Here is an 18,530-nt window from a genome sequence, read left to right on the forward strand (position 1 = left end):
ACCATGGCGGCCGGGCTGGCCGTCGCCGGGCTGCCGGTCGGTGCGTTGTGGTCGTGGGTCGCCCCTCCGATCCACGGCGTGGTGGCGCTGACCCGCGGCGGCGAGCGGGTACAGGCCTACCTGGGCCACGAACCGGACCATTTCTTCGTTGCGCCGTTTCTGCTGTTGGGGATGTTGGGCGTGGTGGCGGTGGTGTCTGCCACCCTGGCCTGGCAGTGGCGAGCCCACCGGGGCCCGGGCATGGTCGCCGCCCTGTCGGTCGGCCTGACCGCCGGCGCGGCGCTGGCGGTGCTGATCGGCAGCGCCTCGGTGCACCGCCGATACGGCACGGTCGACGTGGACGGTGCGCCGGTGTCTCCCGAGCACCGGGTGCACTACATCGCCGACGCCCCGCCGGTGTTCTTCGGGCACACTCCGCTGCAGATCGCGGCGACACTGCTGTTGCCGGCGGCGACGGCGGCACTGGTGTACGGCCTGTGCGCCACCTGGAGCACCCGCGACGATCTGGGCGGCTATCCGCCCGAGCCCACCAACCGGGCGCCGGTCCCGGCGGTTCAGCGAGGCTCGACGGAGGAGAGGCGAAGCTGGGACTGCCGAATAAGCCCGGCCGTCACAGCGGAAGGCGGCTCAGCGCGCCACCGGTGATGACCCGCACCGCTACCAGGCCCAGCCGGGCCAGGCCCAGGTAGGTCTTGGGGTTCAGCAGCGTCGGCCACTGGCTCTGCACCGCGCCTTCGGGCAACGGCCGGTTGGCGAAGCGGTCACGCAACCAGTCCAGCACCATCGGTGTCGACAGCGGGTGCAGCAGGATGTGCTCGCTGAGCAGGTCGCGGTGATAGGTCAGTCGTGCGCCGCCAGCCGCGTAACACTCGGCGAGCGTGTCGATGTCCTCGACGGAGATCACCTGGTCGTGGATGGCCTGCACCATCAGCACCGGCGGAACCGGCACCGCGGTGCCCAGCCTGGTGTCGTCGAAGACGTGTTGCACGACGGGGTTTTCGATCAGCTGGTCCAGTGGCCGGTCGATGTAGGTGTCCAGCGTGCGGTGGTGCAGGCGCAGCACCGCCGCGGCGGTGGACGCCGACTCCAGCGAGTGCAGCAGTGCCCGGCCGCTGACGGTGGTGTGTTCCTCGACGACCTCGTCGAGTTCGGGATAGGTCCGCGCCAGGGCGGCGATCATGATGGCCGGCAGGCCGGACCAGAATGAACCGTTCAGCCGTTGCAGCGTGTTACCGAGATCGCCCACCGGAGAGCCGAGCGCGACACCGACGAGGTTGAGTTCGGGGGCGTAGCCGCTGCTGACCTCGGCCGCCCAGGCGGTGGCCAGGCCGCCGCCGGAATAGCCCCACAATCCGACCGGGTCGGCGGGGGACAGGTCCACCTGCTCGGCGTTCTGCGCGGCGCGCACCCCGTCGAGCACGAAGTAGCCCGGCTCGTACGGTGCCCCCCAGTGCCCGTCGCGGCCCTCGTGGTCGGGGATCGTCACCGCCCAGCCCTGCGACAGGATGGCGGCGATCAGCAAGAACTCGAGCTGGGTGAACGAGCCGTGCGCCCGCGCGCGCCGGCGCAGCGCGTAGGAGGGGAAGCACCGGCCGTCCACCGCGTCGATCGCGCACTGGTACGACACGATCGGGCACGGACGGCTCCGATCACGGTCGGCGGGGACCAGCACCGTCGTCACCGTCGCCTGCGGCGCGTTGTTGCGGTCGACGGTGCGGTAGAGCAGCTGGGTGGCGTGCAGCTGCTGGGGGATCAGGCCCAGAAAAGCCAGCTCGACGTCGCGGGAGCGCAGCACGGTGCCGGCCACGGCGTGCTGGAAGCCTGGCGGTGGTTCGTAGAACGGGTCGTCGGCAGGCTTCAGCGGACGGTCGCCGGACTGCAGCGGCTGGTGGAGAGCCTGCCCGATCCACTCGACAGATGTTTCGCGGGCCAAGCTGTCGAAGTCCATCCAGGCATTCTTACTTAAGCGACCGTTAAGATTCCAGTCCGACCCACCCTGGAGGGCGAAGTGCCGCGAATTCGTCCGTCACCCGCAGCTCGGACTCGGTGAACCGGTAGCGGGCGGCCGGGCGGCCCCCGCTACGCCCGGAGCGGGCGGTGGTGCCGGTGCGGATGATCACTCCGCGGCGCACCAGTACCCGCTGCAGGTTGGTGGCATCAACCTGGTGTCCGAGCACGACGCTGTAGATATCGCGCAGCGTAGAAATAATGAATTCCGTTGGCGCCAAAGCGAATCCGATATTCGTATAGGACATCTTGGCGACCAACCGGCTGTGCGCGTGCGCCACCATCGTGGCGTGGTCGAATGCCATCGGGGGCAGGTCGTCGACCGGATGCCAGTGGGTGTCGCCCGGCAGTTCGGGGTCCGCGGGAGAGGGCACCAGGCCCAGAAACGTCGAGGCGATGGTGCGCGCTCCCGGCACCCGGGCCGGGTCGGAAAACACACCCAGTTGCTCAAGGTGGGCGATCTCACGCAGATCGACCTTCTCGGCGAGTTGGCGGCGTGCCGAGGCCGTCACGTCCTCGTCGTGACGCAACAGTCCACCGGGCAGCGACCACCGTCCGAGCTGGGGTTCCCGAGCCCGCTGCCACAGCAGAACGTTCAGTCGAGGACGGCGGCTGTCGAGGTCGCCAACCCGGAAGACCGCGGTGAGCACTTCATGCGCGGTGCTAGTATGAACCATGTTTTCGATTGTAAGTCGAAAACCTAATTCGCGAGAAGGAGTCGCCATGACCACCCTCACCGACACCGGTGTGCAGGCGGGCAGCCTGGCCGACCGCATCGTCAACTCGCCGGCCGGCTACAGCGGTGTCGAGCCCGATGAGGAGTGGGTGGCCGAGATCCTCCGGCTCAAAAAAGAACGCAATGCGACGATCCTGGCGCACAATTACCAGCTGCCGCCCATCCAGGACATCGCCGACCACGTCGGGGACTCGCTGGGCCTGGCCCGTATCGCTGCCGAGACCGACGCGGACACCATCGTGTTCTGCGGCGTGCACTTCATGGCCGAGACCGCCAAGATCCTCTCCCCGGACAAGACGGTGCTGATCCCGGACGCCCGGGCGGGTTGCTCGCTGGCCGACTCGATCACCGCCGAGGATCTGCAGGCCTGGCGCGACGACCATCCCGGCGCGGCGGTGGTGTCCTATGTGAACACCACGGCGGCGGTCAAGGCGCTCACCGACTACTGCTGCACGTCGTCGAACGCCGTCGACGTGGTCAACGCGATCGAACCGGACCGCGACGTGCTCTTTCTGCCCGACCAGTTCCTGGGCCAGCATGTCCAGCGGGTCACCGGGCGCAAGAACATGCACATCTGGGCGGGCGAGTGCCACGTGCACGCGGCGATCAACGGGGACGAACTCGAGGAGAAGGCGCGAGCCAACCCGGACGCCGAGCTGTTCGTGCATCCGGAGTGCGGGTGTGCGACCTCGGCGCTGTACCTGGTCGGCGAGGGTCACTTCCCCGAGGAGCGGGTCAAGATCCTGTCCACCGGCGGAATGCTCGAGGAGGCCCGGCGTACCCAGGCCCGCAAGGTGCTGGTGGCCACCGAGATCGGCATGATCTACCAGCTGCAGAAGGCGGCGCCGCAGGTCGACTTCGAGGCGGTCAACTCCAAGGCGGCCTGCAAGTACATGAAGATGATCACCCCGGCGGCCCTGCTGCGCAGCCTGACCGAGGGCGCCGACGAGATCCATGTCGACCCGGAGACGGCGCGCTTGGCGGCGCGCAGCGTGCAGCGCATGGTCTCGATCGGACACTCCGCCCCGGTCAGCAAGTGACCGGTGGCCCCGGCTGGCAGCAGCGGGCCGATGTCGTCGTCATCGGCACCGGGGTCGGCGGGCTGGCCGCGGCCCGTGCTGCACGTCGCGCCGGCCGGAACGTGGTGGTGCTCAGCAAGGCCGACACCGGTTACGCAGTGACCGCGACGCACTACGCCCAGGGCGGGATCGCGGTGGTGCTGCCGGGCACCGACGACTCGGTGGAAGCTCACGTCGCCGACACGCTGGCCGCGGGCGCCGGATTGTGCGACCGCGACGCGGTGACCTCGATCGTGGCCGACGGCTATCGTGCGGTCGCCGAATTGGCCGGTGCCGGTGCACAATTCGACCGGGATCCCGAGGGGAGTTGGGCGATCACCCGCGAGGGCGGGCACTCGCGGCGACGCATCATTCATGCCGGCGGCGATGCCACCGGAGCCGAGGTCCAGCGCGCACTGGATCACGCCGCGGCCGGTCTGGACATCCGTTACGGCCAGGTGGTGCTGCAGATCCTGCGTGACAACGACGCGGCCACCGGTGTGTTGGTGGCCAACGCCGACGGGATCGGGGTGATCCACGCGCCGTCGGTGGTACTGGCCACCGGCGGTCTGGGCCACCTGTACCGGGCGACCACCAACCCCGGCGGTGCCACCGGCGACGGGGTGGCCCTGGCGCTACGAGCGGGCGTTGCGGTCAGCGATCTGGAATTCATCCAGTTTCACCCGACGATGCTTTACGACGGGAGCGCCGGAGGTCGCCGACCGCTGGTCACCGAGGCGGTACGCGGTGAGGGCGCGACACTGATCGACTCCCGGGGCGACTCGGTTACCGCGGGACTGCACCCGATGGGGGACCTGGCGCCGCGTGACGTGGTGGCGGGTGCCATCGACACCAGGCTGCGTGAGACCGGAGACCCCTGCGTCTACCTCGACGCCCGCGGTATCGCCGGCTTCGAGAGCCGGTTTCCGACCGTCACCGCGGCCTGCCGGGCCGCCGGTATCGACCCGGCCGGCCAACCGATCCCCGTGGTGCCGGGCGCGCACTACAGCTGCGGTGGTGTCGTCACCGACGTCACCGGCCGCACGGAGCTGCCCGGTCTGTTCGCCGCCGGCGAGGTGGGCAGAACCGGTATGCACGGCGCGAACCGGTTGGCCTCCAACAGCTTGCTGGAGGGCTTGGTGGTGGGCGAACGCGCCGGATCGGCGGCAGCGGCGCACGCCGTGGCAGCCGGGCATGTGTGCGCCGAGGCAGCCGGGGCGGACGGGTGGGCCACCCTTGACCGACAGACCCTGCAACAGGCGATGTCCCGCGATGCCTCGGTGGTCCGCGACGCGCACGGGCTGCGGCGGCTGAACGATCTGCTGTCGACCGCCACGGAGCGGACGGCCGCCGACCGGACCGGTTTCGAGGACGCAGCGTTGACGCTGGCCGCCCGGGTGGTCACCGGGGCCGCGTTGGGGCGCACCGAGAGCCGGGGTTGCCACCACCGGGCCGAGTACTCCGGCGCCGACCCCGGCCAGGCCCGCAGCACCACGGTCCGACTGCGCGACGGCGCGGTCGTGCTCGAGGCGCCGACGGCGGTGGCGTCGTGACACCGTCGCGGATGCTGTCGCAGACCGAACTCGGCGAGGCCCGCCAGATCATCGCCCGGGCTCTCGACGAGGACCTGCGTTACGGGCCCGATGTCACCACCACGGCGACGGTGCCGGCCGATGCGGTGACCGAGGCAGCACTGGTGACCCGGGTGGCCGGGGTGATCGCCGGCGTCGACGTCGCCCTGCTGGTGCTCGACGAGGTACTCGGTGCTGACGGCTACCAGGTGCTGGACCGAGTGGCCGACGGTGCCCGACTGGAGCCCGGCGCACCGGTGTTGAGCCTGAAGGCCGACACCAGAGGCCTGCTGACCGCCGAACGCACCATGCTCAACCTGGTGTGTCACCTGTCCGGGATCGCCACCGCCACCGCCGCCTGGGTGGATGCCGTGGACGGCACGTCGGCGCAGATCCGCGACACCCGCAAGACGCTGCCGGGTCTGCGGGTGCTGCAGAAGTACGCGGTACGGGTAGGCGGCGGGGTCAACCACCGGATGGGGTTGGGCGACGCAGCGCTGATCAAGGACAACCACGTCGCCGCGGCGGGGTCGGTGGCCGCGGCGCTGCGCGCGGTCCGCGCGGCCGCTCCCGAAGTGGCCTGCGAGGTCGAGGTCGATTCGCTGGAGCAGTTCGACGAAGTGCTCGCCGAGGGGCCCGAGTTGGTGCTGCTGGACAACTTCGAAGTCTGGCAGACCCAGATGGCGGCGCAGCGCCGCGACTCCCGGGCGCCCGGGGTGCTGCTGGAGTCATCCGGCGGACTGACCCTGGACAGTGCGGCCGCCTACGCCGGCACCGGCGTCGACTACCTGGCCGTGGGTGCACTCACCCATTCGGTACAGGTGCTCGATATCGGCCTCGACATGTAGGCAGGCTCAGGCGATGTCGGTGACGAGCACCGCCACTTTGCGGTTCTGTAGCCGCACCGCCCATGGCAGGGACGTGTCGGCGGTGCCGGCCGGCAGAATCCGCGGGTTGGTCAGGTGCAATTCGCTGCGGAACAACCGCACGTCGGCCTCCCCGGCGGACAGCACGTTCTTCACCCAGTCGGCCTTACCGTGGCCCAGCGCGATCGCCAGCACATCGCCCTTGCGGTAGGTCGTCACCACCGTCTCGTAGGGCTTGCCGGACTTGCGGCCCCGATGCTTGATCACCGACGTGCCAGGCAGAAATCGCGACAGCGGTTTGACCACCGGGTTCATGTATTTGATCTGCACCCGGTCCAGCCACGGCGGGAAAACCACCGGCAGGCTCGAGTCGTTGTTGCGATCAGCGTTGGCGGCCATGGCCACTCCGTTCCTAGAAGGGTTCAGGTGATATCGGCGACCAAGATCCCGACCCGGCCAGCTGCCCGGCGGACGATCCAGGGCAGACCGCTGGTGTCGCCGCCGATCGGCACTATCCGCGGGTTGGTGATGTGCACGTCGCGCCGGAACAAGTGCACGTCGGCCTCGCCGGCGGCCAGGACATTCTTGACCCAGTCTGCCTTGCCGTGGCCGAGCATCACCGCCAGCCGCTGGCCCTTGCAGAACGCGCGCACCACGGTCCGGTATGGGTTGCCGGACTTGCGGCCCCGATGCTCGAACACCGCGAAGGTGGGGAGGTGGAATCGTTTGACTATGGGGCTTTCGATCTTGCGCTGCAGGTAGTCCAGCCAGTCCGGGAAGATGTAAGGCACCCCGGGCACGCTCTTGGGGTGCTCATTGCCAGACAATTCAGGCGACTCCGTTCACGAGGTCCATCTGTTCACCACCCTAGTCGTGCTGTCCAACACCCCCGGATTCCGCACTCGCCGCCGTGAACGCACACCGGACACCGGCCGGTCTGCCGAGCTTGGCGAAATCCACTTGAGCCGTTCTGGGACAATGGTCGGCGTGACCACCCCGCTGATGGCGCGCATCGATTTGCGCGGCGCGAACCTGTCCGCAGCTGCGCTGCGGGCCGCCCTGCCGCGCGGTGGTGTCGACGTCGAGGCGGTGTTGCCGCGGGTGCGCCCGATCGTCGAGGCGGTCGCGCAGCGCGGGGCCGCCGCGGCACTGGAGTTCGGGGAATCGTTCGACCGGGTGCGCCCGGCCGCGGTACGAGTGCCGGGCGCGGCGCTGGAGGCCGCACTGGTCGAGCTGGACCCCGCCGTGCGGGCCGCGCTGGAAGTAGCGATCACCCGCGCCCGCGCGGTGCACGCCGACCAGCGGCGCACCGACACCACCACCACGCTGGCACCGGGCGCGACCGTCACCGAACGCTGGGTTCCGGTCGAGCGGGTCGGCCTGTACGTTCCGGGCGGCAACGCGGTCTACCCGTCCAGTGTGGTGATGAACGTCGTCCCGGCCCAGACCGCGGGGGTGCCCTCACTGGTGATCGCCAGCCCGCCGCAGGCTGCCTTCGGCGGCCTGCCGCACCCGACGATCCTGGCCGCGGCCCGGTTGCTCGGCGTCGACGAGGTCTGGGCGGTCGGTGGCGCCCAGGCGGTCGCCCTGCTGGCCTACGGCGGCACCGACACAGATCAGGCCGAACTGGCCCCGGTCGACATGATCACCGGGCCGGGCAACATCTACGTGACCGCGGCCAAACGGCTGTGCCGTTCGCAGGTGGGCATCGACGCCGAAGCCGGCCCCACCGAGATCGCGATCCTCGCCGACAACACCGCCAACCCGGCGCATCTGGCCGCCGACCTGATCAGCCAGGCCGAGCACGATGAAATGGCCGCCAGCGTGCTGGTCACCACCAGTCCCGAACTGGCTGATGCCACCGATCGCCAGGTGGCGGCGCAGCTGCAGACCACCGTGCACCAACAGCGGGTCACCACGGCGCTGACCGGACCTCAGTCGGCGATCGTCTTGGTCGACGACCTGGACGCCGGTATCCGCGTGGTCAATGCCTACGCCGCCGAGCACCTGGAGATCCAGACCGCTGACGCCGTCGCGGTGGCGGCCCGGATCCGTTCGGCGGGAGCGATTTTCGTCGGCCCGTATGCGCCGGTCAGCCTCGGTGACTACTGCGCGGGCTCCAACCACGTGCTGCCGACCGCGGGCAGTGCCCGGCACTCCAGCGGGCTGTCGGTGCAGACCTTCCTGCGCGGTATCCACGTCGTCGACTACACCGAGGCCGCACTGAAGGATGTCAGCGGGCACGTGATCGCGCTGGCCCGCGCCGAAGACCTGCCCTCGCACGGCGAAGCGGTCCGGCGGAGGTTCGAACAGTGACCGGCATCGACCGGCTGCCGGGCCGCGACATCACGCTCGCCGACCTGCCGCTGCGTGACGACCTGCGCGGCAAGTCGCCCTACGGGGCGCCGCAACTGGAGGTGCCGGTGCGGCTGAACACCAACGAGAACCCGCACCCGCCGAGTGCGGCGCTGATCGACGACGTCGCCGCTTCAGTGCGTGACGCAGCAGCCGAGCTGCACCGCTATCCCGACCGCGACGCGGTGGCGCTGCGCACTGACCTGGCCCGCTATTTGAGCACCCAGATCGGTGTCGAGGTCGGGTCGGAGAACGTCTGGGCGGCCAACGGCTCCAACGAGATCCTGCAGCAGCTGCTACAGGCGTTCGGCGGGCCCGGCCGCAGCGCAATCGGATTCGTCCCGTCGTATTCGATGCACCCGATCATCTCCGACGGCACCCAGACGCAGTGGCTGGCCGCGAACCGGGCCGGCGACTTCGGCCTGGACGTCGCTGTCGCCGTAGCGGCCATCGCCGAGCACAAACCCGATGTGGTGTTCGTCGCAAGCCCCAACAACCCGTCCGGGCAGAGCATTTCATTCGATGAGCTGCGCAGTCTGCTCGACGCCGCGCCGGGGATCGTGATCGTGGATGAGGCCTATGGGGAATTCTCGTCGCAGCCCAGCGCGATCGGGCTGATCGGCGACTATCCGGCCAAGCTGATCGTCACCCGCACGATGAGCAAGGCGTTCGCGTTCGCCGGCGGCCGGCTCGGCTACCTGATCGCCGCCCCGGCGGTGATCGACGCGATGCTGCTGGTGCGGTTGCCCTATCACCTGTCGGTGGTCACCCAGGCGGCCGCCCGCGCCGCACTGCGGCACGCCGACGACACCCTGGGCAGCGTTGCACAGCTCATCTCCGAGCGGGAACGGGTCTGTGCGGCGCTGACCGCCATGGGATTTCAGGTCATCCCCAGCGACGCGAATTTCGTGTTGTTCGGCCGGTTCGCCGATGCGCCAGCAACATGGCAGCGCTATCTGGATGCCGGCATCCTGATCCGCGATGTCGGCATCGCCGGATACCTGCGCGCCACCACCGGATTGCCGGAGGAGAACGACGCCCTGTTGGCCGCCAGCGCACAACTTGTCGTCACCGAATTGGCCGAGCCACCCACCGACGAGTAGGAGTCCAGTGACCGAGCACCGTCGCGCCCGCGTAGAGCGCAAGACCCGCGAATCCGACATCGTTGTCGAACTCGACCTGGACGGCACCGGGATCGTCGACATCGACACCGGGGTGCCGTTCTACGACCACATGCTGACCGCGCTGGGCACTCACGCCAGCTTCGACCTGACGGTTCGCGCCAAGGGCGACGTCGAGATCGAAGCGCACCACACCGTGGAGGACACCGCGATCGTGCTCGGGCGGGCCCTGGGCGAGGCGCTGGGTGACAAGTTGGGCATCCGCCGGTTCGGCGATGCCTTCATCCCGATGGACGAAACGCTGGCGCACGCCGCCGTCGACGTGTCCGGGCGCCCCTACTGTGTGCACACCGGCGAACCGGATCACTTGGTGCACACCACGATCGCTGGATCACAGACCCCGTACCACACCGTCATCAACCGGCATGTGTTCGAGACGCTGGCGTCGAACGCCCGTATCGCGCTGCACGTGCGGGTGCTCTACGGGCGCGACCCGCACCACATCACCGAGGCGCAGTACAAGGCGGTGGCCCGGGCGCTGCGACAGGCGGTCGAGCCCGACCCCCGGGTGACCGGCGTGCCGTCCACCAAAGGCACCCTGTGACCAGATCCGCCCAGCCCAGGGTGGTGGTCCTGGACTACGGCTCCGGCAACCTGCGCTCAGCCCAGCGCGCCCTGCAGCGGGCCGGTGCGGCGGTCGAGGTGACCGCCGACGCCGATGCCGCGGCAGCCGCCGACGGCCTGGTGGTCCCGGGCGTCGGAGCCTTCGCGGCGTGCATGGCCGGGCTGCGCAAGGTGCACGGAGAGAAGATCATCGCCGAACGAGTGCAGGCCGGGCGTCCGGTGCTGGGGGTGTGCGTCGGGATGCAGATCCTGTTCGCCCGCGGCGTGGAGTTCGGCGTCGAGACTGCCGGCTGCGGCCAATGGCCGGGTGCGGTCACCCGACTGGACGCCCCGGTGATCCCGCACATGGGCTGGAACGTCGTCGACGCCGCACCCGGCAGCACGCTGTTCGCCGGGTTGGACGCCGACACCAGGTTCTACTTCGTGCACTCCTATGCCGCGCAGCGGTGGGAGGGCCGTCCCGAGGCTTTGGTGACCCGGGCGACCCATCAGGTACCGTTCCTGGCGGCTGTCGAGGACGGGCCGTTGGCCGCCACCCAGTTTCACCCCGAAAAGAGTGGGGATGCCGGGGCGAGACTGCTGAGCAACTGGGTGGAGGCACTGTGAGTACGTCTGTCAACAACGCGTTGGTTCTGTTGCCCGCCGTCGACGTGGTCGACGGGCGCGCGGTGCGGCTGGTGCAGGGCAAGGCCGGCAGCGAGACCGAGTACGGTTCGGCGCTGGATGCCGCGCTGGGCTGGCAGCGTGACGGCGCCGAATGGATTCACCTGGTCGATCTGGATGCCGCCTTCGGCCGCGGCTCGAACCGCGAGCTGCTCGCCGATGTGGTTGGCCGCCTTGACGTGAAGGTCGAATTGTCCGGCGGTATCCGCGACGACGCGTCGCTGGCGGCGGCGCTGGCCACCGGCTGCACCCGGGTGAACCTGGGCACCGCGGCCCTGGAGAACCCGCAGTGGTGCGCCCGCGCGATCGCCGACCACGGCGACCGGATCGCCGTCGGCTTGGACGTGCAGCTCGACAACAGCGGTCCGGCCGGCTCCTATCGACTGCGGGGACGCGGCTGGGAGACCGACGGCGGTGAGCTGTGGCCGGTGCTGGAACGTCTTGACCGCGAAGGATGTTCGCGCTACGTCGTCACCGACGTGAGCAAGGACGGCACCCTGGGCGGGCCCAACCTGGAGCTGCTCGGTGAGGTAGCCGACCGCACCGACGCGCCGGTGATCGCCTCCGGCGGAGTGTCCAGCCTCGATGATCTGCGGGCCATCGCCACCCTGGTGGACCGCGGGGTCGAGGGCGCGATCGTCGGAAAAGCCCTCTACGCGGGGCGGTTCACCCTGCCGCAGGCCCTGACCGCGGTGCAAGGCTAGGGGTCCCGGCATGGCGTTGGACACCGCGGATCTGAGCGCCCTGGTCGCCGAGGCGTCGAAGATCCTCGATGTCGCGGCGCAGCCCTTCCTCGACGGACACCGCGCCGGTTCGGCAGTCCGCAAGGGCAGCAACGACTTCGCCACCGAAGTCGACCTGGCCCTGGAGCGCCAGATCACCGACGATCTGGTGTCTGCCACCGGTATCGGGGTGCACGGCGAAGAGTTCGGTGGCCCACCGATCGACTCGGGCCTGGTGTGGGTGCTGGATCCGATCGACGGGACGTTCAACTACGCCGCCGGGTCCCCGATGGCGGCGATCCTGTTGGGCCTGCTCCATGATGGTGAACCGGTGGCCGGGCTGACCTGGCTGCCGTTCACCGACCAGCGCTACACCGCCGTGGCCGGCGGCCCGCTGCTCCGCAACGGGGCGGCGCGGCCGGAGCTGGGACCGGCGGCCGATCTCGCCCAGTCTTTGGTCGGCATCGGCACGTTCAACGTCGAGTGGCGCGGGCGTTTCCCGGGCCGCTACCGGCTCGCAGTGTTGGAGGGCTTGAGTCGAGTGACCTCGCGGCCCAGGATGCACGGCGCCACCGGGATCGACCTGGTCTACGTCGCCGACGGAATCCTCGGCGGTGCCATCAGTTTCGGCGACCACATCTGGGACCACGCCGCCGGTGTCGCACTGGTGCGCGCGGCCGGCGGGATCGTCACGGACCTGACCGGGGCGCCCTGGACTGCGCACTCGCGCTCGGCACTGGCCGGCGCGCCGGGGGTGCACACCGAGATCCTCGACATCCTGACCGCGGTCGGCGCACCGGAGGACTACTGAGATGGACCAGGGTAGCGACGTGGCGGTACGGGTCATCCCGTGTCTGGACGTCGACGGCGGCCGCGTCGTCAAGGGAGTCAACTTCGCGAACCTGCGCGATGCCGGCGATCCGGTCGAACTCGCCGCCGCCTACGACGCCGAGGGCGCCGACGAACTGACCTTTCTCGACGTCACGGCCTCGTCATCGGGCCGGGCGACCATGCTCGAGGTGGTCGCGCGCACCGCCGATCAGGTCTTCATCCCGCTCACCGTCGGTGGCGGGGTACGCACTGTCGCCGACGTCGACGTCCTGCTGCGGGCCGGCGCGGACAAGGTGTCGGTGAACACCGCCGCGATCGCCCGTCCGGAACTGTTGGCCGAACTGGCTCGCCAATTCGGCTCCCAGTGCATCGTGCTGTCGGTCGACGCCCGCACAGTGCCTATCGGGCCCAGTGGGCCTATCGGACCCAAGCCCACCCCGTCCGGGTGGGAAGTGACCACCCACGGCGGTCGGCAGGGCACCGGTATCGACGCGGTCGAGTGGGCGGTCCGCGGTGTCGAACTCGGCGTCGGGGAGATCCTGCTGAACTCGATGGACGCCGACGGCACCAAGGCCGGATTCGACCTGCCGATGTTGCGCGCGGTTCGCGCGGCGGTGAGCGTTCCGGTGATCGCCAGCGGGGGAGCCGGCGCGACGGAACATTTCGCCCCCGCGGTCGCCGCGGGTGCCGATGCGGTGCTGGCGGCGAGCGTGTTTCATTTCCGGGAACTGACCATCGGCCAGGTCAAAGCGGCGATGGCGGCCGAAGGGATCACCGTGAGATGAGTGAACCGAAGACGGGACTCGATCCGGCGATCGCATCCCGGCTCAAGCGCAATGCCGAGGGCTTGATCGCAGCGGTGGCGCAGGAGCGGGGCAGCGGCGACGTGCTGATGGTCGCCTGGATGGACGACGACGCCCTGGCGCGCACCCTGGCAACCCGTGAGGCGACGTATTTTTCGCGGTCCCGGGCCCAGCAGTGGGTCAAAGGCGCGACGTCCGGGCACACCCAGTACGTGCACTCGGTGCGGTTGGACTGCGACGGCGACACGGTGCTGCTGGAGGTCGATCAGCGCGGGGGAGCCTGTCACACCGGGGACCACAGCTGCTTTGACGCCGACGTCTTGCTGGCTCCCGACGACTGATCCGCCGGGTTCGTGCGGCGGTCCCAGCTTCACCTCTCCTCCGTCGAGCTTCGCTGAACCTCCGACACCGGCCGGGCGGTATGCTGGCCGACTGTGAACTCCGACGAACCGGACGACTCGTATCCGTTGGACCACACCGACGGTCCGGCGGGTTTCGAGTTGGAGCGGGTTTCCCTGGAAATCGACTCCCACTATGCCCAGGGCACGGTCAGTGACACCGAGGCGCACCTTCCGCGCGCCGGTTCGCGGATCATCGCGCTGACCAACCAGCTGAGCAAGTCGCAGGCGAATCTGGAATCGACGTCCGCACGTTTCAACGAGTTGGCGTCGGCGATCCCCGGTGACATCGAGGATCTCAGTGACCGGCTCGCCGGAATCCTCAACGGCGCCATGGCGGAAGCCGACGACATCCGCGCGGAGGCACAGCGCTTCGCCGATGAGCTGCGCGGCGCCACCCAGAACGAGGCCGCGGCGATCCTCGACGATGCCGAGGCGCAGCGCCGGGAGGCGGCCGAGCTGCGTGCCGAGCTGGAGACCCAGCACAAGCAACTGCGGGTTCATGCCGCGCAACTGCGCAGGCAGGCCGTCATGAGCGCCGCCGATATCATGAAGGAAGCCGAGAACCACGCCTCGGAGATATTGACCGAAATGAACAAGGCGATCAACACTCACGTGGCGGACGCCCAGCATCGGTTGACCGAGCTCATGGAAGCGCGCGCGAAAATCGTCGACCAGATACAGCGTTCGACGGGTCACGTTAAACGTGAATCCCTGCCCCCGGCCAAAGAGTCCTGGTTTCGCGAAAATCGTCCGCGCTGACCGTCTGTTGGGCCACAATGCGACCGGTGACACACTTACCGGTGTCTGGTACGCTCCGTCGCACGGCGACTTGAGTGAGCCATTTGGCCTCGCGCACAAGCCAACTCGGTCGAGCGCTGGTTGCCTGTCGAACCGATGACCCAACGTTTCAGGTGCTAGGAGTAAGCCGGTGGCGCTAGAGATTCCGGAATTCGAAACGCAGATGCGCGGTTTCGATCGCAATGAGGTTTCCGACTACATCGCGCGCCTCCATCATGAAATCGAAATCCTGCAGGATCGCGCCAAATCCCTCGACGCGGTCAAGGCCCAGACGCGATTTGATCGTGAACAACTCACCGCCGAGGTGACGCGACTGCAGAACGACATCGTGCGGATGACCGCGGAAGCCGATGCCGAACGTCAGCGTCTGACCGCCGAACTGGCCCAGCTGCAATCCCAGTTCGAGCAGGTGACCGGTCCGGTCGACTCCGTGGAGGGCATGTCGGATCGCATCGCCCGGATGATGCGTATCGCCTCCGAGGAAGCGCGCCGCACCAAGGAATTGGCCCGCCAAGACGCGGAGGCGCTCACCGAGGAACTCCGCGAACAATTGGAAGCGGCCAGCCATGACCGGGCCGCCGCCAGTGAGGCGCTGGCTGAGTTTCAGACCTCCACCAACGCGCGCCGGGCCAAGATCCTCGAAGCCGCGACGGCCGAAGCCGAAGAGATCCTCCGAATCGGGCATGAGGAGCGCAGCCGGATCGCACAGGAGATCGAGGACGCCGAACGCAGCCGCCGCGAGGTCTATCAGCGCCTCGCCGAGGAGGACGAGCGCAACCGGCGGGCGGCGCAGGAATCCCTGGACGAGCAGATCAAGCTGGCCTGGGAGGAGGACGAGCGCAACCGCCGGGAGGCGCAGCGGCGTCTGGACCAGAAGATGCAGGCGGCCTGGGAGCAGGCCGAGGAGACCATCGCCAAGCTCGACAAGGAAGCCCGCCTGGAGGCGTCCACGCTCATCGCCAGCACCAAACGCGAGGCCAAATCGGTCACCGAGCGGACCCAGGCCGAAGTGGATCTATTGGTACGGGAGCGTTCGGGGATCGTCACCCACCTCAACGAGATCCGCAACTGGATCGACACCGCCGTCGGCGACAGTCGCAAGCTCGTCGGGGACGCCCCGGTGGCCGCGGCCGCGGAAGAACCAGCCGAAGCCGACCAGGACGACGAACAGGACGCCGGCTAGGCACCGATCACCGGGGCCGGCAGTGGTGTTAGGCCGAGGAACGCGCCCGCAGCAGCTCCAGCGCCTTGTCGGCGTGGGTGTCCATCGAAAACTCGCTGGCGATCACGCCGAGCACGGTGCGATCGGTGTCGATGACGAACGTGGTCCGCTTAACCGGCATCAGTTTGCCCAGTAGGCCGCGTTTGACGCCGAACTGCGTGGCCACCGTGCCGTCGGTGTCAGACAGCAGCGGGTAATCAAAACCCTGCTGGTCGGCGAACTTGGCCTGTTTGGCGACCGGATCGGCGCTGATCCCGACGCGCTGGGCACCGACGGCAGTGAACTCGCCGGCCAGATCGCGGAAGTGGCAGGCCTCCTTCGTGCACCCGGGCGTCATCGCCGCCGGGTAGAAGAACAACACCACCGGCCCGTCGGCCAGCAGGGCGCTGAGTTTGCGCGGCGCCCCGGCCTGGTCGGGGAGCTCGAAGTCTGCCACCGTGTCGCCAGTTTTCATGGCCGCCAGGCTACTCCTGAGCCCACAAGTGGGTCTGGGAAGATGGGCCGGTGCAAACCACTGGCACTTCCCGAGCCGGCATCATGTCCCGGGCGGACTTCCGGGCGCTGGCCGCCGAGCACCGGGTGGTCCCGGTGACCTGCAAGGTGCTGGCCGACGCCGAGACGCCGCTGTCGGCGTACCGCAAGCTCGCCGCCAACCGACCCGGCACCTTCCTGCTGGAGTCCGCCGAGAACGGGCGGTCGTGGTCGCGGTGGTCGTTCATCGGCGCCGGGACGTCATCGGCGCTGACGGTGCGCGACGGCCAAGCGGTGTGGCTGGGGGCGGCGCCGCAGGATGCCCCGACCGGCGGGGACCCGCTGCAGGCCCTGCGCGAGACGCTGGCCCTGCTGGAAACGGCGGTCATGCCCGGGCTGCCGCCGCTGTCGAGCGGCCTGGTGGGTTTTTTCGCCTACGACATGGTGCGCCGGCTGGAGCGACTGCCCGAGCTGGCGGTCGACGACCTGCAGTTACCGGACATGCTGCTGCTGCTGGCCACCGACATGGCCGCGGTCGACCACCACGAGGGCACCATCACCCTGATCGCCAACGCAGTCAACTGGAACGGTACCGACGAGCGGGTTGACGAGGCCTACGACGACGCGATCGCCCGGCTCGACGTGATGACCGCGGCACTGAGCCAGCCGCTGGAGTCCAGCGTCGCCACGTTCGACCGGCCAGAGCCGGTCTATCGAGGGCAGCGCACCCCGGAGGAGTACGGGGCGATCGTCGAGCGGCTGGTCGGCGAGATCGAGGCCGGCGAGGCGTTTCAGGTGGTGCCGTCCCAGCGTTTCGAGATGGCGACCCCGGCGGACCCCATTGACGTCTACCGGATGCTGCGGGTGTCCAATCCGAGCCCGTACATGTATCTGCTGCAGGTGCCTGACGACGATGGGGGACTTGCGTTTTCGATCGTGGGGTCGAGCCCCGAGGCGCTGGTGACGGTCCAGGACGGCCGCGCGACCACCCACCCGATCGCCGGAACGCGCTGGCGGGGTGCGACCGAGGAGGAAGACCAGCTCCTGGAGAAGGACCTGTTGAACGACGACAAGGAGCGCGCCGAGCATCTGATGCTGGTCGACCTCGGCCGCAACGATCTGGGCCGGGTCTGCGTTCCCGGCACCGTGCGGGTGGCCGATTACAGCCACATCGAGCGCTACAGCCACGTCATGCACCTGGTGTCCACGGTCACCGGAACGCTCGCCGAGGATCGCACCGCGCTGGATGCGGTGACCGCCTGTTTCCCGGCCGGCACGCTGTCCGGGGCGCCCAAGGTGCGCGCGATGGAGTTGATCGAGGAGGTCGAGAAGACCCGGCGCGGCCTGTACGGCGGCGTCGTCGGCTATCTGGACTTCGCCGGCAACGCCGACTTCGCGATCGCGATCCGCACCGCCCTGCTGGCCGGCGGCACCGCCTACGTACAGGCCGGCGGCGGGGTGGTAGCCGACTCCAACGGCCCCTACGAGTACACCGAGGCTTCGAACAAGGCCCGCGCGGTGCTGGCCGCGATCGCCGCCGCCGAAACGCTGACGGCGCCCGGGACCGATGACTGACCCTCCGGCCCGGCGCGGCAACGCAGCGCTGCGGGTGGCCCAACTGCTGCTGGTCGTAGCCGCCGGCGGGCTGTGGGGCGCATCCCGGCTGCCGTGGGTGCTGATCCGTTCGTTCGACGGGCTGGGGCAGCCCAGGCAGGTCACGGTCACCGGCGCGGCGTGGTCGACGGCGCTGGTGCCGCTGGCGCTGTTGTGCCTGGCCGCTGCCGTCGCCGCGGTGGCGGTGCGGGGCTGGAAGCTGCGGGCGCTGGCCGTGTTGATGGCCGTGGTGAGCCTGGCGGGCGGATATCTCGCCGTGAGCATGTGGGTGGTCCGCGACATCGCGGTCCGGGCGCTCGACATCGCCGAAGTCCCGGTGACCTCGCTGCTGGGGGCCGATCGTCGGCTCACCGGTGCCGTTGTGAGCCTGGTGGCCGCGCTGTGCGTGATGGCCGCGGCGGCATTACTGATGCGGGCGGCCTCGCATGACGCGACCGACAACGCGAAATACGCGGCGCCGGCGGTGCGTCGGGAGGCTACCCGGGGTCTCAATACCGCCCTTCCAGCCGTTCCGGGTGACCCGGAGATGTCGGAACGAATGATGTGGGACGCGCTCGACGAGGGATGCGACCCGACCGAACCGCCGCCCGGCCCGGACGCCGAGGGCCGGTGACACCCCGGGCGGTGACGGTGGTTACCCTTCGATGAAGGCCTTCGACAAGCGGGA

The 18,530-nt window shown here is 69.2% G+C and carries 21 protein-coding genes; 16 read left to right on the forward strand and 5 right to left on the reverse strand.

What is annotated here, in order from left to right; translation table 11 throughout:
• Positions 1-3: 3 nt before the first annotated feature.
• Entirely contained in the window at positions 4-645 is a 642-nt protein-coding gene (locus ACZYY4_RS09410) for a DUF2567 domain-containing protein (RefSeq protein WP_463809976.1), read from the forward strand.
• Here the strand turns inward: ACZYY4_RS09410 and ACZYY4_RS09415 are convergent.
• A complete protein-coding gene (locus ACZYY4_RS09415; protein ID WP_463809724.1) occupies positions 611-1,948 on the reverse strand; it encodes a lipase family protein in 1,338 nt (445 codons plus the stop codon). The two genes, ACZYY4_RS09410 and ACZYY4_RS09415, sit on opposite strands and share 35 nt — an antisense overlap.
• Before the next feature lie 25 nt (positions 1,949-1,973).
• Positions 1,974-2,684 (reverse strand): NUDIX hydrolase, encoded by a 711-nt coding sequence (locus ACZYY4_RS09420; protein WP_463809725.1) that lies wholly within the window; start codon positions 2,682-2,684, stop codon positions 1,974-1,976.
• A 46-nt stretch (positions 2,685-2,730) separates the two neighbouring features.
• Between ACZYY4_RS09420 and nadA the strand changes: the two genes are divergently transcribed.
• From nadA to nadC, 3 genes are read left to right on the forward strand one after another with little or no spacing between them, the layout of a single operon-like run.
• Positions 2,731-3,783: a quinolinate synthase NadA gene (nadA, locus tag ACZYY4_RS09425; RefSeq protein ID WP_463809726.1), complete on the forward strand. Its 1,053-nt coding sequence runs from the start codon at positions 2,731-2,733 to the stop codon at positions 3,781-3,783.
• Entirely contained in the window at positions 3,780-5,354 is a 1,575-nt protein-coding gene (locus ACZYY4_RS09430; RefSeq protein ID WP_463809727.1) for an L-aspartate oxidase, read from the forward strand. The genes nadA and ACZYY4_RS09430 overlap by 4 nt, the downstream gene beginning before the upstream one ends.
• Positions 5,355-5,365: 11 nt before the next feature.
• Positions 5,366-6,220, forward strand: coding sequence for a carboxylating nicotinate-nucleotide diphosphorylase (gene nadC / locus ACZYY4_RS09435; protein ID WP_463809977.1), 855 nt, complete (start codon positions 5,366-5,368; stop codon positions 6,218-6,220).
• Between the two features lie 6 nt (positions 6,221-6,226).
• Here the strand turns inward: nadC and ACZYY4_RS09440 are convergent, their stop codons facing one another.
• Both ACZYY4_RS09440 and ACZYY4_RS09445 read right to left on the reverse strand, forming a co-directional pair.
• Positions 6,227-6,637, reverse strand: coding sequence for a nitroreductase family deazaflavin-dependent oxidoreductase (locus ACZYY4_RS09440; protein ID WP_463809728.1), 411 nt, complete (start codon positions 6,635-6,637; stop codon positions 6,227-6,229).
• 23 nt (positions 6,638-6,660) lie between these two features.
• The gene (locus ACZYY4_RS09445; protein ID WP_463809729.1) at positions 6,661-7,065 is read right to left on the reverse strand and encodes a nitroreductase family deazaflavin-dependent oxidoreductase; all 405 of its coding nucleotides are present in this window, start codon (positions 7,063-7,065) and stop codon (positions 6,661-6,663) included.
• 172 nt (positions 7,066-7,237) lie between these two features.
• Here ACZYY4_RS09445 and hisD point away from each other — a divergent pair, with 172 nt between their 5' ends.
• From hisD to ACZYY4_RS09495, 10 genes are all read left to right on the forward strand, one after another.
• Complete coding sequence (hisD, locus tag ACZYY4_RS09450; protein WP_463809978.1) at positions 7,238-8,554, forward strand: histidinol dehydrogenase; 1,317 nt, start codon at positions 7,238-7,240, stop codon at positions 8,552-8,554.
• 14 nt (positions 8,555-8,568) lie between these two features.
• Positions 8,569-9,696: a histidinol-phosphate transaminase gene (locus ACZYY4_RS09455; RefSeq protein WP_463809979.1), complete on the forward strand. Its 1,128-nt coding sequence runs from the start codon at positions 8,569-8,571 to the stop codon at positions 9,694-9,696.
• A 7-nt stretch (positions 9,697-9,703) separates the two neighbouring features.
• Positions 9,704-10,318, forward strand: a complete 615-nt coding sequence (gene hisB / locus ACZYY4_RS09460; RefSeq protein ID WP_463809730.1) for an imidazoleglycerol-phosphate dehydratase HisB — start codon at positions 9,704-9,706, stop codon at positions 10,316-10,318.
• Positions 10,319-10,338: 20 nt separating this feature from the next.
• Positions 10,339-10,944, forward strand: a complete 606-nt coding sequence (hisH, locus tag ACZYY4_RS09465) for an imidazole glycerol phosphate synthase subunit HisH (RefSeq protein WP_463809980.1) — start codon at positions 10,339-10,341, stop codon at positions 10,942-10,944.
• A 20-nt stretch (positions 10,945-10,964) separates the two neighbouring features.
• Positions 10,965-11,705 carry a bifunctional 1-(5-phosphoribosyl)-5-((5-phosphoribosylamino)methylideneamino)imidazole-4-carboxamide isomerase/phosphoribosylanthranilate isomerase PriA gene (priA, locus tag ACZYY4_RS09470; RefSeq protein WP_463809981.1) on the forward strand — a complete coding sequence of 247 codons (741 nt, stop codon included), beginning with the start codon at positions 10,965-10,967 and terminating at the stop codon, positions 11,703-11,705.
• Positions 11,706-11,715: 10 nt separating this feature from the next.
• Positions 11,716-12,534, forward strand: coding sequence for an inositol monophosphatase family protein (locus tag ACZYY4_RS09475; protein ID WP_463809731.1), 819 nt, complete (start codon positions 11,716-11,718; stop codon positions 12,532-12,534).
• Position 12,535: 1 nt separating this feature from the next.
• Complete coding sequence (gene hisF, locus ACZYY4_RS09480; RefSeq protein WP_463809732.1) at positions 12,536-13,339, forward strand: imidazole glycerol phosphate synthase subunit HisF; 804 nt, start codon at positions 12,536-12,538, stop codon at positions 13,337-13,339.
• A complete protein-coding gene (gene hisI, locus ACZYY4_RS09485) occupies positions 13,336-13,698 on the forward strand; it encodes a phosphoribosyl-AMP cyclohydrolase (RefSeq protein ID WP_463809733.1) in 363 nt (120 codons plus the stop codon). Before hisF ends, hisI begins: the two co-directional genes overlap by 4 nt.
• A 93-nt stretch (positions 13,699-13,791) precedes the next feature.
• A complete protein-coding gene (locus ACZYY4_RS09490; RefSeq protein ID WP_463809734.1) occupies positions 13,792-14,517 on the forward strand; it encodes a M protein in 726 nt (241 codons plus the stop codon).
• Positions 14,518-14,686: 169 nt separating this feature from the next.
• Entirely contained in the window at positions 14,687-15,739 is a 1,053-nt protein-coding gene (locus tag ACZYY4_RS09495; protein WP_463809735.1) for a hypothetical protein, read from the forward strand.
• 28 nt (positions 15,740-15,767) lie between these two features.
• On the opposite strand, the gene ACZYY4_RS09500 is transcribed toward ACZYY4_RS09495, so the two are convergent.
• Positions 15,768-16,232 (reverse strand): peroxiredoxin, encoded by a 465-nt coding sequence (locus tag ACZYY4_RS09500; protein WP_463809736.1) that lies wholly within the window; start codon positions 16,230-16,232, stop codon positions 15,768-15,770.
• Between the two features lie 83 nt (positions 16,233-16,315).
• On the opposite strand from ACZYY4_RS09500, the gene ACZYY4_RS09505 reads away from it, so the two are divergent.
• Together ACZYY4_RS09505 and ACZYY4_RS09510 are read left to right on the forward strand one after the other, a co-directional pair.
• Entirely contained in the window at positions 16,316-17,824 is a 1,509-nt protein-coding gene (locus ACZYY4_RS09505; protein ID WP_463809982.1) for an anthranilate synthase component I, read from the forward strand.
• On the forward strand, positions 17,817-18,476 hold the full coding sequence (locus ACZYY4_RS09510) for a TIGR02234 family membrane protein (RefSeq protein WP_463809737.1): 660 nt from the start codon (positions 17,817-17,819) through the stop codon (positions 18,474-18,476). The genes ACZYY4_RS09505 and ACZYY4_RS09510 overlap by 8 nt, the downstream gene beginning before the upstream one ends.
• Positions 18,477-18,530: the final 54 nt, after the last annotated feature.

It is taken from the genome of Mycobacterium sp. IDUB_21 (genome assembly GCF_055419425.1).

Excerpts from the sequence above, each read along its gene's own strand:
- ACZYY4_RS09500 (WP_463809736.1), bottom strand. The coding sequence starts at position 16,232 with ATGAAAACTGGCGACACGGTGGCAGACTTCGAGCTCCCCGACCAGGCC.
- ACZYY4_RS09510 (WP_463809737.1), top strand. The coding sequence starts at position 17,817 with ATGACTGACCCTCCGGCCCGGCGCGGCAACGCAGCGCTGCGGGTGGCC.
- nadC (WP_463809977.1), top strand. The coding sequence starts at position 5,366 with ATGCTGTCGCAGACCGAACTCGGCGAGGCCCGCCAGATCATCGCCCGG.
- nadA (WP_463809726.1), top strand. The coding sequence starts at position 2,731 with ATGACCACCCTCACCGACACCGGTGTGCAGGCGGGCAGCCTGGCCGAC.
- ACZYY4_RS09410 (WP_463809976.1), top strand. The coding sequence starts at position 4 with ATGGCGGCCGGGCTGGCCGTCGCCGGGCTGCCGGTCGGTGCGTTGTGG.
- hisI (WP_463809733.1), top strand. The coding sequence starts at position 13,336 with ATGAGTGAACCGAAGACGGGACTCGATCCGGCGATCGCATCCCGGCTC.
- ACZYY4_RS09440 (WP_463809728.1), bottom strand. The coding sequence starts at position 6,637 with ATGGCCGCCAACGCTGATCGCAACAACGACTCGAGCCTGCCGGTGGTT.
- ACZYY4_RS09415 (WP_463809724.1), bottom strand. The coding sequence starts at position 1,948 with ATGGACTTCGACAGCTTGGCCCGCGAAACATCTGTCGAGTGGATCGGG.
- ACZYY4_RS09420 (WP_463809725.1), bottom strand. The coding sequence starts at position 2,684 with ATGGTTCATACTAGCACCGCGCATGAAGTGCTCACCGCGGTCTTCCGG.
- ACZYY4_RS09475 (WP_463809731.1), top strand. The coding sequence starts at position 11,716 with ATGGCGTTGGACACCGCGGATCTGAGCGCCCTGGTCGCCGAGGCGTCG.
- hisF (WP_463809732.1), top strand. The coding sequence starts at position 12,536 with ATGGACCAGGGTAGCGACGTGGCGGTACGGGTCATCCCGTGTCTGGAC.
- ACZYY4_RS09505 (WP_463809982.1), top strand. The coding sequence starts at position 16,316 with ATGTCCCGGGCGGACTTCCGGGCGCTGGCCGCCGAGCACCGGGTGGTC.